Raw genomic sequence first — 13,527 nt, forward strand, 5'->3', positions numbered from 1 at the left:
GTCACCGTTTAACAACGATATCGGCTCGCCGGCAGCGCCGGCGACCTCACAGGGAGACTGGTCATGATCGACCGCGCCGCTCCGAACCCCGCAGACAAACGCCGCAAGCACCTGAAGCGCCTCACCTTCACGCTCGCCGTCGCCGGGCTCGGTTGGGGCGCTTACTGGTTCCAGGCGTTGAGTCACCACGAGGCGACCGACAACGCCTACGTCGGCGGCAACCTGGTGCCAGTCAACGCGCAGGTCGCCGGCACGGTCACCACCGTCGCGGTCGACAGCACCGACTGGGTCAGGGCCGGCGAGACAGTCGTCAGGCTCGACCCGTTGGATGCCGAACTCGCGTTAGAGCGCGCGAAGGCGGAACTCGCGCAGGCGGTGCGCGAGTCGAAGAGCCGCATGGCGGGCAACGACCAGCTCGCCGCGCAGCTGGCGGCGCGCCGCGCCGAACTCGCACGCGCCGAGGGCGACCTTACACGCCGCGAAGCGCTCGGCCGGCTCGGCGGCATCGCCGCCGAGGAACTGCAGCACGCACGCGACAACGTCGTCGCGGTACGCGCAGCGGTCGCCGCCGCCGGGCAGGCCTTGCGCGCCAACCAGGTGCTGGTGCTGTCCGGCTCGGCGCAGCAGCAGCCGGCGGTGGCGCGCGCCGCCGCGCAGGTGCGCAGCAGTTTCTTGGCTTTGAAGCGCAGCGACATCGTGTCGCCGGTGGCAGGCCTCATCGCGCGCCGCACCGTGCAGCTGGGCAGCCAGGTCGCCGCCGGCACGCCGTTGATGGCGGTGGTGCCGATGCACGAGATGTGGGTCGACGCCAACTTCAAGGAAACGCAGCTCAAGAACATGCGCATCGGCCAGCCGGTGGAGCTTGAGGCCGACCTGTACGGCGGCAGCGTCACCTACCGCGGCCGCGTCGCCGGCATGGCCGCCGGCACCGGCAGCGTGTTCTCGCTGCTGCCGGCGCAGAACGCGACCGGCAACTGGATCAAGGTCGTGCAGCGCGTGCCGGTGCGCATCGCGCTCGATCCGAAGCAGTTGGCCGAGCACCCGCTGCGCCTCGGGCTGTCGATGAGCGCCGAGGTCGACACCGCCGACACGAGCGGCCCGGTGCTGACCACCGCCGGCCGCGCCAGCCCGGCCTTCGTGTCCCGGGTGTACGAAGACCAGTTGAAGGAAGTCGACCGGATCGTCGCCGACATCGTCTCGGCCAACCTCGGCCGGGCCAAGGGGAGATGATGGGGCACCCGCCGCCGCTGCCCGACGGTCAGCGCGTCTGGGCGACGCTGGCGCTGTCGCTCGCGGCGTTCATGCAGGTGCTGGACAACACGATCGCCAACGTCGCCATTCCGACCATCGCCGGCAACCTCGGCGCGTCGACCAGTCAGGGCACCTGGGTGATCACCTCGTTCGGCGTCGCCAACGCGATCGCGGTGCCGATCTCCGGCTGGCTCGCGCGCCGCGTCGGTGAGGTCAGACTGTTCCTGTGGGCGACCGTCGGTTTCGTCATCACGTCGTGGCTGTGCGGCGTCGCGCCGAGCCTCGAACTGTTGATCTTCTTCCGCGTGCTGCAAGGTGCACTCGCCGGGCCGGTGATCCCGCTGTCGCAGAGCCTCTTGCTCGCCGCCTACCCGAACGACAAGAAGGGCATGGCGCTCGCGCTATGGTCGACGCTGGTCATCGTCGCGCCGATCTTCGGGCCCATCCTCGGCGGCTGGATCTCGGACAACTGGCACTGGGGCTGGCTGTTCTTCATCAACGTGCCGCTCGGCCTCGTCTCGCTGGCGATCGCCTGGCGATTGATGAAGGGCCGTGAGACGCACGTCTCGAAGCTGCCGGTCGACAGGATCGGGCTGATCCTGCTGGTGGTCGGCGTCGGCTGTCTGCAGCTGATGCTCGACCGCGGCCGCGAGCTCGACTGGTTCGCGTCTGCCGAGATCGTCGTGCTCGCGGTCGTCGCGGTCATCGCGCTGTCGTATCTGATTGTGTGGGAGTGGCACGACGACCACCCTGTGGTCGACCTCTCTTTGTTCAAAGAGCGCAACTTCACCGTCGGCGTCGTCGCGACCGGCGTCGGCTTTATGCTCTACCTCGGCGCCGAGGTCCTGATCCCGCTGTTGTTGCAGACGCAACTCGGCTACACCGCGACGCAGGCCGGGCTCGCGGTAGCGCCGGTCGGCATCCTGCCTGTGCTGTTGTCGCCGATCATCGGAAGATACGTCTACCGGCTCGACCTCAGATGGGTGGTGACGATGAGCTTCCTGGCCTTCGCCATGTGCTTTGCGTGGCGCGCCAGCAGCTTCGTGCCGGGCATGGACTTCGCGGCCGTGGTGTGGCCGCAGTTCGTGCTCGGGCTCGCGGTCGCCGGCTTCTTCATGCCGCTGACGACGATGGCGTTCGCGGGCCTCAGGCCCGAGCAGATCGCCGGTGCGTCGGCGCTATCGAACTTTCTCAGGACCCTTGCCGGTTCGATCGGCGCGTCGCTGGTCAGCGCGCTGTGGGAACGGCGCGAGGCGCTGCACCACGCGCGGCTGAGCGAGCACGTGAGCCTGTTCGACCCCGGCACCCTGGTGGCGATCGATGGCCTCGTCCAGCAGGGGCTGACCGTGCAGCAGTCGGACGGGCTGATCGTGCGCGAGATCACGCGCCAGGCCTACTTCATCGGCGCGAACGAAATCTTCTGGGGCTCGGCCATCCTCTTCCTCTTGCTGACCGGCCTGGTGTGGTTCGCGCGGCCACCGTTCAGGCCGGCCGGCAGCGCGCCGGCCGACGCGGCGCACTGAGCCGGCTTCCCGTATCAAGCGGTTCAGCAAAAAAGCTCGGCCAAGCTTTGACGGTTGGCCGAGGCGCTCGCAAGGGCATTGACGGGTTTACAGCCTCCACTCCAGGCCGGCGTAGACCGCGCGGCCGTCGCCCGGCAGGAACTGCGCGGCGTCCTTGCCCTTGGCATCGAGGATCACGCCGGTGGTCGCCGTGTACTTCTCGTTGGTCAGGTTGCGCCCTTCTGCGAACCAGCCGAGGCCCTTCTTCACCTCGCGGCCGACCTTGAGCCCGACCAGCGTGTAGCGGTCGGCGTACAGCGAGTTGGCGAGGTCGACCGGGTAGGACTGCGGCGAGATCTCGAGGTTGGCCGAGACGTAGTAGCCGGCGCCGAAGCGCTGCGTCAGCTCGCTCTTGAAGAAGCTTTTGGGCACGCCGGCGAGCGTGTTGTCGCCGTAGACCGCGTCGTTGTCGAAACGGAAGCGGTTGACCAGCATGGCGTTGCGCCACGACAGGCCCTTTGCCGGCTCTACGGTGAAGCCGAGCTCAAGTCCCCGGTGGCGCGTGCGCGGCACGTTGAAAGTCACGCTCGCGTTGCCGGGCAGCGAGCGCGACAGCAGCTCGTTGCGAACGCGCGCGTCGTACAGGCTCACGTCCCACTCGACCGGCAGCGCGGTTTCCATGCGGCCGCGCGAGCCGATCTCTACCGTCTTCGCCGTCTGCGGTTTGAGGCCGGCGTTGATCACGAAATTGCTCATCTCGCTCAGGCTCGGCGGCTCGAAGCTCTTCGACCCGTTCGCGTAGAGCTGCACGCCGCTGTCGAGCTCGTGCAGCAACCCGAGCTTGGGGCTGAAGCCGTGATAGGTCTGATCGAAGCTCGCATCGGCCTGACCGGCCGGCACATAGCCGTCGTTAAGGCGACGGCGCGCCTCGCTCCATTGCGCGCCGACGATCGCGCGCCAGCCTGGCGCGAAGCCGTATTCGTTCTCGGCATAGACGTCGACGTTGCTCGCCTCTTGCAGGCTGGCGTCGATCAAGGCGCCGCGCCGGCCGCCGACGTTTGCGAAGCGCAGCTCGTCGGTGCGTCCCCAGGTCGGCGCGAAGCCGAGCGTGAAGCGGTTGGCATGGCCGAACAGCGGCGCGTCGCTGACCCAGCGCGCCTCGACGCCGGTATCCTCGCTGTTCTGATCGATCACCTGATGGATCGGATGGAACAACTTCTTCTTCGCATAGAACGCCGAGAATTCGAGCCGCTGCTCGCCCGAGCGCCACACGGTCTTGTTCGACACGCGCGTCAGGTCGATATCGCGCTTCTGGTCGCCGCTTACCGACGAGGCGTTGGCCTGGCGCGGGTCGGCCTTAAGCTGTGCCTTGGTAAGACTGCCGGGCAGCTCGGAGTTGCTGTGAACGTCGGCGAGGAAGAAGCGCGTCTCGAGGTTGGCCGAGGCACGCCAGCCGGTGTTGGCGAACAGGCGGTACGCATGCTGCGACGCATGGTCGCGTGAACCGTCCTGCTGGAGGCTGGACAGGCTGACGTAGCCGTCGACATCGCCCTTCGCGCCGGCGGCGGCGATCTGCGCGCGCTGGTATCCGAAGCTGCCGGCCTCGAGTCGCGCGAGGAAGGCTGGCGTCGAAGCGTCGCGGCCAGATGGCGACACATAGTTGATCGCGCCGCCGAGCGTGGTCGCGCCGTAGCGCAGCGCGTTGGTGCCGCGATAGACCTCGACGTAGCGCGTCGCCAGCGGTTCGACCGCCTGGAAGTCGGCGCCGCCGTCGGCCAGGTTCAGCGGCACGCCGTCCTGCATCAGCTTCACGCCGCGCATGTGGAAGGTGCGCTGCAGGCCGGAGCCGCGGATAGACAGGCGCGATTCTTCTGCACTGAAGCGCGGCTGCACGAACACGCCGGTCGCCATGCCGAGCGTGTCGGCCAGCGTCGACTGGCGGCCGTTGCGCTCGACGTCGACCAAGCCGGCGCCGCCGGGCACCCGCGCCATCTCCTCGCGCGCCGCGGCGATCGACGGCAGCGACAAGGCCGGTGCCATGCGCTCGGCGCTCACCCTCACTTCGGGCAGCACCGTCTCGTCGGCGTGCGCCGTCTGCCACGCGCCGAGCATCGCCAGTGCCAGAGGCCGCCAGTCCCTCGTATCAAAACCCTTGTCCATCCGTCCCCCCCCTGATCTTTTTGGAATATGCGAAGAGCAAAACGGGGGATTCTAGGGGAGCGCCGGCGATCCGCCGATGCGGCACGGTGTCGCAGCCGGGCAAAGAAAAAGGCCCTCGTCGCGAGGGCCTTTTCACCGATGCGCGCGGGCTCAGCTTTGCGCGACGATCTTGATCTCGACCTTCCACGCCGGGTTGGCGAGCCTGGCCTCGACGGTGGCGCGCGCCGGCGGGTGGCCTGCGGCGACCCACGCGTCCCACGCTTCGTTCATCGCCGCGTAGTCGGCCAGGTCGGCCAGATAAATCGTCGCGTCGACGATCTTGCTCTTGTCGCTGCCGAGCTCGGCCAACAGTTCGTCGATCTGGGCGAGCACGTCGGCGGTCTGTTCGCGCGCATCGGCAGCCTCGTTGCGCGGCACCTGGCCGGCCATGAAGATCAGGCCGTTGGCGACCACGGCTTCGGACAGTCGGGGGATGGGCTTGTGACGGTACAGACTCATGACTACCTCGGAACGGATTCGGTCTTTGCAGCGCGGGCGTGGCCCGCAAGGTCGACAACAATACAATAAAAAACGGCGGGTTGCCCCGCCGTCATTAAGTGTACGACACGGTTTACGCCTGGGCGGCGCGACGCAGCGTCAGCGAGAAGCTCTGCAGCGCCTCGATGCCGCTCGCTTCCGCGCGCGCGCACCAGTCCTGCAGTTCCTTGAGCAGTTCGTCGCGGGTCAGCGTCGAGCGCTCCCACAGGCGCGACAGCTCCTGGCGCATGGTGTAGACGGTGGTCAGCGTCGGACTTTGCGCCAACAGCGCAGACAGTTCTTCGCGCTCGGCGACCGGCGTGTCCTTGGCATCCTGCTTCAGCCACACCTTCATCTTCTTGGCAATATTGCCTTCCGGCGCGCCGGCGGTCAGCTTGTCGAGTTCCACGTGGTACACCGCTTTCAGCTCGCGGGCATAGCGCGCAGCCACCGCGTAACGGTTGGCGATGATCGCCTGCAGCTGTTCGGCCCCCAAGTGCGGCATCTGTTCGCCTTCCAGCAGTTTCGGTGCGACGCGCAACACCTTCGCCAGACCCAGCGTTTCCAGCGTGCGGATATACATCCAGCCGATGTCGAACTCGTACCACTTGTACGAGAACTTGGCCGAGGTGCCGAAGGTGTGGTGGTTGTTGTGCAGCTCTTCGCCGCCGATGATGATGCCCCACGGGATCAGGTTGGTCGCCGCGTCTTCGTTCTCGAAGTTGCGGTAGCCGACGTAGTGCCCGAGGCCGTTGACGACGCCGGCCGCCCAGAACGGGATCCACACCATCTGTATCGCCCAGATCGTCAGGCCCAGCGGGCCGAACAGCGCGAGGTTGATCGCCATCATGACGAAGATGCCCTTGCCGCTGTAGCGGGTGTAGATATTGCGCTCGAGCCAGTCGTCCGGCGTGCCGCGGCCGAACTTCTCGATCGACTCGCGGTCCTTGCAGGCGGCGCGGTACAGTTCGGCGCCTTCCCACAGTACTTTCTTGATACCGAGCACCTGCGGGCTGTGCGGGTCGTCCTCGGTTTCGCAGCGCGCGTGGTGCTTGCGATGGATGGCCACCCATTCCTTGGTGACCATGCCGGTCGTCAGCCACAACCAGAAGCGGAAGAAGTGGCTGGGGACCGGGTGCAGGTCGAGCCCGCGGTGGGTCTGGCTACGATGCAGGAAGATGGTGACCGAAGCGATGGTGATGTGGGTCAGCGCCAGCGCCACCACCACGTAACCCCACCAGGGCAAATCGATCAAACCGTTGATCCATTCCATTCAGTCGATACCTTTTGACTGGCTAAAAAACGCTATTGTATACAAAGTCACTGTTTGCAAACAGAAAATTGCATTCAGCCCCCGATAATAACCGCCGCCCGGGCCGGTGAGAATGAGTGCGGTTAGCACCCCGGCGCCCACAAGACCTTGTCGTAATGACGGTTTTTCAACGCCCCGGCCCGCAACAAGCTGGTGTACCATTAGCGCGTTATCCTCTTGATATTTCCCGAATAACGTGTTGCGAAAACAGCATCTGATTGCAGCCGGAGCCGTCCTGGGCGCGGCCTTCGTCGTTTACGGCGGCACGGCCTACTGGGCCGGCGTCAAGGCCGAAGAAACGCTCGCCGAACAGCACCGAATGGTGGCGGCCCTGCCCTTTTTCAAGGTCAAGTCCCACAACTACGAGCGCGGCTGGTTCGGTTCGACCGAAGTCACCGAGCTGACGTTCAACCGTCGCCTGATCGGGCCGTACGAATCGATGCTGCCCGATTCGGTGAGACCGCTGCTGGGCTCGACCATCAAGTACACCCACCGCGTCTCGCACGGCCCCTTCCCCGGCCTGTCCCACTTCGACCTCAGGCCGGCGCGAGCGTTCGTGACGACCGAGTTCGACATGAGCGATGCGACGAAGAAGACGCTCGCCAAGTTCTTCGGCGACGCCGAGCCGATCACCGTCACCAACCGCCTCGGGCTGACCGGCGGCGGCGAGCTGAAGGTCAACGTGCCGGCCTTCGACTACGAGGAAACGCTGTCGGGCGTGAAGGTGAAGTGGCAGGGCTTCGATCTCAACGTCGACTACGCGTCCGGCTACAAGGAGTACCAGACCGAGGCGGTGTCGCCGGGCTTCCTGCTCGAAGCCTCGACGAAGGGCAAGGTCGCGTTCGACGGCGTGCGCTACCTGTCGGACGTGCGTCCGGGCTTAAGCGGCGTGCGCCTCGGCACCAGCGAGCTGATGGTGGGCGGCGTGCAGCTGAACTGGAAGGACAGCGTCCCGTACAGCATCAAGCTCAACGAGCTGGTCTACCTGCTGACGCGCGTACGCGTCGGCGAGTTCATCAACCCGTCCGGCGAGTTCCGTCCGTCCGACGTGCAGCTGAAGAAGCTGCGCTACCAGATCGTGACCAGCGAGCAGGACGACTTCGTTAACACGCGCGGCAAGCTCGACTTCGACAGCTTCAGCTACAACCAGAGCGTGTACGGCCCGCTGAAGCTCGACATCTCGGCCAACCATCTGCACGGCCCGACGCTGGTGAGGCTCGACCAGGAGATCGGCAAGATCCCGTTCGAGGGGGTCGAGCCGGCCAAGTTGCGCCAGGTCTACCTCGACACGGTCAAGCAGCACGGCGTGCCGCTGCTCTCCAACAACCCGCGTCTGGTGATCAACGAGTTCAGCCTGAAGATGCCGACCGGCAACGCGCACCTGAAGGGCCAGCTCGCGCTGAACGGCTTCACCGAGGCCGACCTGAAGGACCCGGTCGCCTTCCTCACGCGCTTCAACGCCGACGCGGCGGTCGACCTGCCGCGCCAGACGCTGGAAAACCTGGTGGTCGCGCAGGCGCGCAACCTGTTCACCGTCGATGCGAGCGCCGAGGAGCAGCCGGACGTCGCCGAGATCGACAATCTCGCCAAGAGCCTGCTCGACTCGCAACTGGCCGAGTGGAACGCGCAGCAGTACATCAAGCTCGAGAACGGCCAGGTCCGCACCACGCTGCACTTCGGCGGCGGCAAGCTGTCGGTGAACCAGAAGCCGGTGTCGCTGCCGTGGCAGGAACCGGCCGACCTCGAAGCGGGTGCCGAAGCCGGAACCGAACCGGTCGCCAGCGCGGCGAAATAAGCCGACCCGGCAAACAAAACAGGGAACCCGCGGGTTCCCTGTTTTGTTTCTGCCTGTCGCGTCCGACGGTGGCCGAAAGGACTTAGTCTTCCGCCTGGCTCTGCTGGTAGTTCAGCAGGCCGAGCTTGTCGATCAGGCCGAGCTGGGTCTCCAGCCAGTCGACGTGCCCCTCCTCGCTCTCGAGGATGTTCTTGAACAGTTCGCGCGTGACGTAGTCCTTCACGCTCTCACAGTAGGTGATCGCTTCTTTCAGCACCGGCATCGCCTCGAGCTCGAGCTTGAGGTCGCACTCGATCATCTCCTGGGTGTTCTCGCCGATGTAGAGCTTGCCGAGCTCCTGCAGGTTCGGCAGGCCTTCGAGGAACAGGATGCGCTCGATCAGCGCGTCGGCGTGCTTCATCTCGTCGATCGACTCGTGGTATTCGTGGTCGTTGAGTTTCTTCAGACCCCAGTTCTTGTACATGCGCGCGTGCAGGAAGTACTGGTTGATCGCGGTCAGCTCGTTTTTCAGGACCTGGTTCAGGTATTTGATGACTTTTTTATCGCCTAGCATGGTCCATCTCCACGAAGTTCTTGGTTGTTAACCACGAAATTATGGCACACCAACTGAGGACAACAAGCTAAAAAGCCCCGGCGCACCAAGGGTGCGCGGGGCTTTCGATATGCTGGCGGGGACGGCTCAGGCGGCGACCATCATGCCGATCATCTTCTGTTCGGCGAGGCATTCCTGCAGGATCTGCTTGGCGCAGCACGCGCACTTGCCGCAGTCGGCGGCCACGCCCAACTCGAGGTTGAGGTCGCGCATACGGGTGGCGCCCTGCTCGACCGCCTGGCGGATCTGGCGGTCGGTAACGGCGTTGCACAAGCAGACGTACATCGGGCAAGCTCCACAAACGAGAATTAATTGCATCCATTGTAGGAATGAATAAGAACGATTGTCAATTGAGACCCGAGCCCGATCCCCCTTGTCGCCCAAGCTGTCTCATCGACGCAATAATTATTCATATCAAATCAAAATATTACCCAGGAAATACGCAATGAGTCGCCAGTGGAAAGCCAATGTCACCGTCGCCGCCGTCATCGAGCGCGACGGCCTGTTTCTGGTCGTCGAGGAGGACACCGCCGACGGTCGCCGCTTCAACCAGCCGGCCGGCCATCTCGAGCACGGCGAGAGCCTCTCCGACGCCGTGATCCGCGAAGTGCTCGAGGAGACCGGCCACCACTTCGCACCGGAGGGTCTGGTCGGGATCTACATGGCCGACAAGGACCATAGCGACGTCACCTACCTGCGCTTCGCCTTCTACGGCCGCGTCACCGGCTTCGAGCCGGCGCGCGAGCTCGACGCCGGCATCGTCGCCGCGCGCTGGCTGCCGGCCGAAGAGATCCTCGCGCTTAGCGACGCGCACCGCAGCCCGCTGGTGAGTCGCTGCCTCGAGGACTACCTCGCCGGACGGCGTTACGGACTCGACCTGCTCTATCGGCACGAAGACCGGGTGTAATCGGCCCGCAGGTCCCGACCCCGTGCGTGAAAAAGCTCGGCCAACCCTTACAAGGTTGGCCGAGCTTTTTGCATGAGGCCAAACGCCGCAGCAGCCGCCTTCCACTCGACTAAGCGAACAACACCGCGTCACGCAGCGTGCTGCCGCTGTGGTCCCTGTCCGACAGGATAGGCCCGCCCGCCAGCGGCCAGTCGATGCCGATGTCCGCGTCGTTCCACGCGATGCAGCGCTCCGCGTCGTGCACCCAGTAATCGGTGGTCTTGTACTGCACCTCGGCGCTGTCGGTCAGCGTCAGAAAGCCGTGCGCGAAGCCTTCCGGAATCCACAACTGCAGGCGGTTTTCGGCCGACAGCACCGTGCCGAACCAGCGGCCGAAGGTCGGCGACGTGCGGCGCAGGTCGACCACGACGTCCCACATCTCGCCGGCGGTGACGCGCACCAGCTTCCCCTGTGGACGCGGGTGCTGGTAATGGAGCCCTCTGAGCACCCCCTTCGTCGACGCCAAATGGTTGTCCTGCACGAACACCACTTCGCGGCCGACCGCTTCGTTGAACGCGCGCGCGTTATAGCTTTCAAGGAAGAAGCCGCGCTCGTCGCGGTGCACGGCAGGGCTCAACAACAGCGGGCCCTCGAGGCCGGTTTCGTTCACCTGCATGCGCGCGCCTCCTCCAGGAGCCCCATCAGGTACTGGCCGTAGCCGCTCTTGGCCAGCGGCTCGGCCAACGTCGCCAGCTCGGCGTCGGACAGCCAGCCCATGCGCCACGCGATTTCCTCCGGGCACGCGATCTTCTGCCCCTGGCGTTTTTCGATCGTCGCGATGAACTGCCCCGCTTCGAGCAGCGAATCGTGCGTGCCGGTGTCGAGCCAGGCGAAGCCGCGGCTCATCAGCTGCACGTCGAGCGTCCCCTGCGCGAGGTAGCGCGCGTTGACGTCGGTGATCTCGAGTTCGCCGCGCTTTGACGGCTTGAGCGACCTGACAATGTCTATAACCTGTTCGTCGTAGAAGTAGAGCCCGGTGACGGCGTAGTGCGAGCGCGGCTGCGCGGGCTTCTCTTCTATGGACAGCGCGCGCCCGGCCGCGTCGAACTCGACCACGCCGTAGCGCTCCGGGTCGTGCACGCGGTAGGCGAACACGCTGGCGCCGCTAGTGCGTGCGCTGGCGGCCTGCAACAGGCTCGCCAGTTCGTTGCCGAAGAACAGGTTGTCGCCCAACACCAGCGCCGACGGGCCGTTGTCGAGAAAGGACTCGCCGATCAGGAAAGCCTGCGCGAGGCCCTCGGGCTTGTCCTGCACCGCGTAGCCGAGCGACACGCCCCAGCGACTGCCGTCGCCGAACAGTTGCGCGAAGCGCGGCGTGTCCTGCGGCGTCGAGACGATCAGGATGTCGCGGATGCCGGCGAGCATCAGCGTCGACAGCGGGTAGTAGATCATCGGCTTGTCGTACACCGGCAACAGCTGCTTGGACACGGCGAGCGTCGCCGGGTAGAGCCGCGTGCCGGAACCGCCGGCAAGGATGATGCCTTTACGTTGCGTCATGGAGAGACTCTGCCAATTGGTCGAGCACCTCGGCCAACCTTTGCCGCCAATCGGGCAAGGTCAGGCCGAAGGTGGAAGTAAACAGCGAACAGTCGAGCCGCGAATTGGCCGGACGGCGCGCGCTCGCAGGCCAGTCGCGGCTCGCGATCGGCCGGATCGCGTCGGGCACGCATTGGAGCGCAAAGCCCCGGGACGGCGCTTGGCGCGCGATCTCTGCCGCGTAGCCGTACCAGCTCGTCTCGCCGGCGGCGTTGAGATGATAAAGCCCCCATCCGGCACCGCTTTCAAGGCACTGGCGCAGCGCGGCGACGCTGGCGCGCGCAATCAAGCCGGTGTCGGTCGGCGCGCCGACCTGGTCGGCGACGACTGAAAGTTCGGAGCGCTCGGCCATCAGCCGCAGCATCGTGGCGAGGAAGTTGCCGTCGTTAGGCCCGTACACCCAGCTGGTGCGCAGCAGCAGCGCGCGCGCGCCGCTGCCGAGCACCGCCTGCTCGCCGGCCAGCTTGGTCGCGCCGTAGACGTTGAGCGGCGCAGGAGTGTCGCTCTCGCGGTACGGCCGGCAGAGCGCGCCGTCGAACACGTAGTCGGTCGAATAGTGGACCAATGGCACGTCGTGCGCCGCGGCCCAGCGCGCGAGTTCGGCGATTGCGTCGGCGTTGACCGCTCGCGCGGCGGCCACGTCGGTTTCGGCCGCATCGACCGCGGTATACGCGGCGGCGTTGACGATGAGATCGGGCGCGAGCGCGTCGAGCTTGCCCGTCAGACTTAAAGCTTGGCCGAGGTCGAACTCGACTCGCGGCGGCGCGACCACGTCGCCGAGCTCGGCCAACGTTGTCCGCAGCGCGCGGCCGAGCTGGCCGCTGCCGCCGGTCAGCAGCACCTTCACGCGCGCGCCTCGTACTGGCGCGCGACCCAGTCGCGGTAGCCGCCGCTCTTGACCGCGTCGACCCACGCCCGATGCGACAGATACCAGGCGACGGTGCGCTCGAGGCCGGCCTCGAAGCTCACCGCGGGTACCCAGCAAAGCTCGGCCGCGATCTTGCCCGCGTCGATCGCATAACGGCGGTCGTGGCCCGGGCGGTCGGCGACGAAGGCGACCTGCGCGGAGTACGAACGGCCGTCGGCGCGCGGGCGCAGCTCGTCGAGGATGGCGCACAGCCGGTTCACGACCTCGAGGTTGGTGCGCTCGGCGTTGCCGCCGATATTGTAGGTGTCGCCGGGCTTACCTTCGGCCAGCACGCGGCGCAGCGCCGCACAGTGATCGGCTACGTAGAGCCAGTCGCGCACCTGCTGGCCGTCGCCATACACCGGCAGCGGCGCGCCCTCGAGCGCGCGTTCGATCATCAGCGGGATCAGCTTCTCGGGGAACTGGAACGGGCCGTAGTTGTTAGAGCAGTGCGTGGTCAACACCGGCAGGCCGTAGCTGTGATGCCAGGCGCGCGCCAGGTGGTCGCTCGCGGCCTTCGACGCGGCGTACGGGCTATTCGGCGCGAACGGCGTCGTCTCGGTGAACGCCGCATCGAGCGGGCCGAGCGAGCCGTAGACCTCGTCGGTCGACACCTGCAGGAAGCGGAAAGCGTCGGGCTCGGCCAACGTCTGCCAATAGGTTCGCACCGCCTCGAGCAGCGTGAAGGTGCCGGCGACGTTGGTGTCTACGAAGACGGCCGGGCCGGCGATCGAGCGGTCGACGTGGCTCTCAGCGGCAAAGTGCAGCACCGCGCGCGGCTTATGCTCTTCGAGCAGTCTTTCCAGCAGCGCGCCGTCGCCGATGCGGCCGTGCACGAAGACGTGGCGCGGATCGTCGGCTAGCGCCGCGAGGTTCATGCGGTTGCCGGCGTAGCTCAACGCGTCGAGGTTGACCACGGTCTCACGGTGGCAGGCGAGCCAGTCGAGCACGAAGTTGCTGCCGATGAAGCCGGCGCCGCCGGTCACGAGGAGGGTCATGGGATGAAGCCC

14 protein-coding genes are annotated in these 13,527 nt (G+C 66.1%); 4 read left to right on the top strand and 10 right to left on the bottom strand.

What is annotated here, in order from left to right; translation table 11 throughout:
* The first annotated feature begins 63 nt into the window (after positions 1 to 63).
* A complete protein-coding gene (locus tag DWG20_RS00520; protein WP_245944741.1) occupies positions 64 to 1,230 on the top strand; it encodes an HlyD/EmrA/EmrK family protein in 1,167 nt (388 codons plus the stop codon).
* Positions 1,230 to 2,774 carry a DHA2 family efflux MFS transporter permease subunit gene (locus DWG20_RS00525; RefSeq protein ID WP_115431913.1) on the top strand — a complete coding sequence of 515 codons (1,545 nt, stop codon included), beginning with the start codon at positions 1,230 to 1,232 and terminating at the stop codon, positions 2,772 to 2,774. The genes DWG20_RS00520 and DWG20_RS00525 overlap by 1 nt, the downstream gene beginning before the upstream one ends.
* 87 nt (positions 2,775 to 2,861) lie before the next feature.
* On the opposite strand, the gene DWG20_RS00530 is transcribed toward DWG20_RS00525, so the two are convergent.
* The 4 genes from DWG20_RS00530 to DWG20_RS15855 form a co-directional block, all read right to left on the bottom strand.
* Complete coding sequence (locus DWG20_RS00530; RefSeq protein WP_115431914.1) at positions 2,862 to 4,913, bottom strand: TonB-dependent receptor family protein; 2,052 nt, start codon at positions 4,911 to 4,913, stop codon at positions 2,862 to 2,864.
* 150 nt (positions 4,914 to 5,063) lie between these two features.
* Complete coding sequence (locus DWG20_RS00535) at positions 5,064 to 5,411, bottom strand: RidA family protein (protein WP_115431915.1); 348 nt, start codon at positions 5,409 to 5,411, stop codon at positions 5,064 to 5,066.
* Positions 5,412 to 5,523: 112 nt separating this feature from the next.
* Positions 5,524 to 6,702: a DesA family fatty acid desaturase gene (locus DWG20_RS00540; protein WP_115431916.1), complete on the bottom strand. Its 1,179-nt coding sequence runs from the start codon at positions 6,700 to 6,702 to the stop codon at positions 5,524 to 5,526.
* Positions 6,703 to 6,903, bottom strand: a complete 201-nt coding sequence (locus tag DWG20_RS15855) for a hypothetical protein (protein WP_147289898.1) — start codon at positions 6,901 to 6,903, stop codon at positions 6,703 to 6,705.
* A gap of 34 nt (positions 6,904 to 6,937) precedes the next feature.
* Between DWG20_RS15855 and DWG20_RS00545 the strand changes: the two genes are divergently transcribed.
* Positions 6,938 to 8,536: a YdgA family protein gene (locus tag DWG20_RS00545; RefSeq protein WP_115431917.1), complete on the top strand. Its 1,599-nt coding sequence runs from the start codon at positions 6,938 to 6,940 to the stop codon at positions 8,534 to 8,536.
* Positions 8,537 to 8,618: 82 nt separating this feature from the next.
* Here the strand turns inward: DWG20_RS00545 and bfr are convergent, their stop codons facing one another.
* Both bfr and DWG20_RS00555 read right to left on the bottom strand, forming a co-directional pair.
* Entirely contained in the window at positions 8,619 to 9,089 is a 471-nt protein-coding gene (gene bfr / locus DWG20_RS00550; protein WP_115431918.1) for a bacterioferritin, read from the bottom strand.
* A 126-nt stretch (positions 9,090 to 9,215) separates the two neighbouring features.
* Positions 9,216 to 9,413, bottom strand: a complete 198-nt coding sequence (locus DWG20_RS00555) for a bacterioferritin-associated ferredoxin (protein ID WP_115431919.1) — start codon at positions 9,411 to 9,413, stop codon at positions 9,216 to 9,218.
* 160 nt (positions 9,414 to 9,573) lie between these two features.
* Between DWG20_RS00555 and DWG20_RS00560 the strand changes: the two genes are divergently transcribed.
* On the top strand, positions 9,574 to 10,035 hold the full coding sequence (locus DWG20_RS00560) for an NUDIX hydrolase (protein WP_115431920.1): 462 nt from the start codon (positions 9,574 to 9,576) through the stop codon (positions 10,033 to 10,035).
* A gap of 109 nt (positions 10,036 to 10,144) precedes the next feature.
* Here the strand turns inward: DWG20_RS00560 and rfbC are convergent, their stop codons facing one another.
* From rfbC to rfbB, 4 genes are read right to left on the bottom strand one after another with little or no spacing between them, the layout of a single operon-like run.
* Positions 10,145 to 10,690: a dTDP-4-dehydrorhamnose 3,5-epimerase gene (gene rfbC, locus DWG20_RS00565; protein ID WP_115431921.1), complete on the bottom strand. Its 546-nt coding sequence runs from the start codon at positions 10,688 to 10,690 to the stop codon at positions 10,145 to 10,147.
* Complete coding sequence (gene rfbA, locus DWG20_RS00570; protein ID WP_115431922.1) at positions 10,681 to 11,571, bottom strand: glucose-1-phosphate thymidylyltransferase RfbA; 891 nt, start codon at positions 11,569 to 11,571, stop codon at positions 10,681 to 10,683. Before rfbA ends, rfbC begins: the two co-directional genes overlap by 10 nt.
* Complete coding sequence (gene rfbD / locus DWG20_RS00575) at positions 11,558 to 12,457, bottom strand: dTDP-4-dehydrorhamnose reductase (protein ID WP_115431923.1); 900 nt, start codon at positions 12,455 to 12,457, stop codon at positions 11,558 to 11,560. Before rfbD ends, rfbA begins: the two co-directional genes overlap by 14 nt.
* On the bottom strand, positions 12,454 to 13,515 hold the full coding sequence (gene rfbB / locus DWG20_RS00580; RefSeq protein ID WP_115431924.1) for a dTDP-glucose 4,6-dehydratase: 1,062 nt from the start codon (positions 13,513 to 13,515) through the stop codon (positions 12,454 to 12,456). The genes rfbD and rfbB overlap by 4 nt, the downstream gene beginning before the upstream one ends.
* Positions 13,516 to 13,527 lie beyond the last annotated feature (12 nt).

The sequence above is a fragment of the Crenobacter cavernae genome (assembly GCF_003355495.1).
In the GTDB taxonomy this organism is placed as follows: Bacteria; Pseudomonadota; Gammaproteobacteria; order Burkholderiales; family Chromobacteriaceae; genus Crenobacter; species Crenobacter cavernae.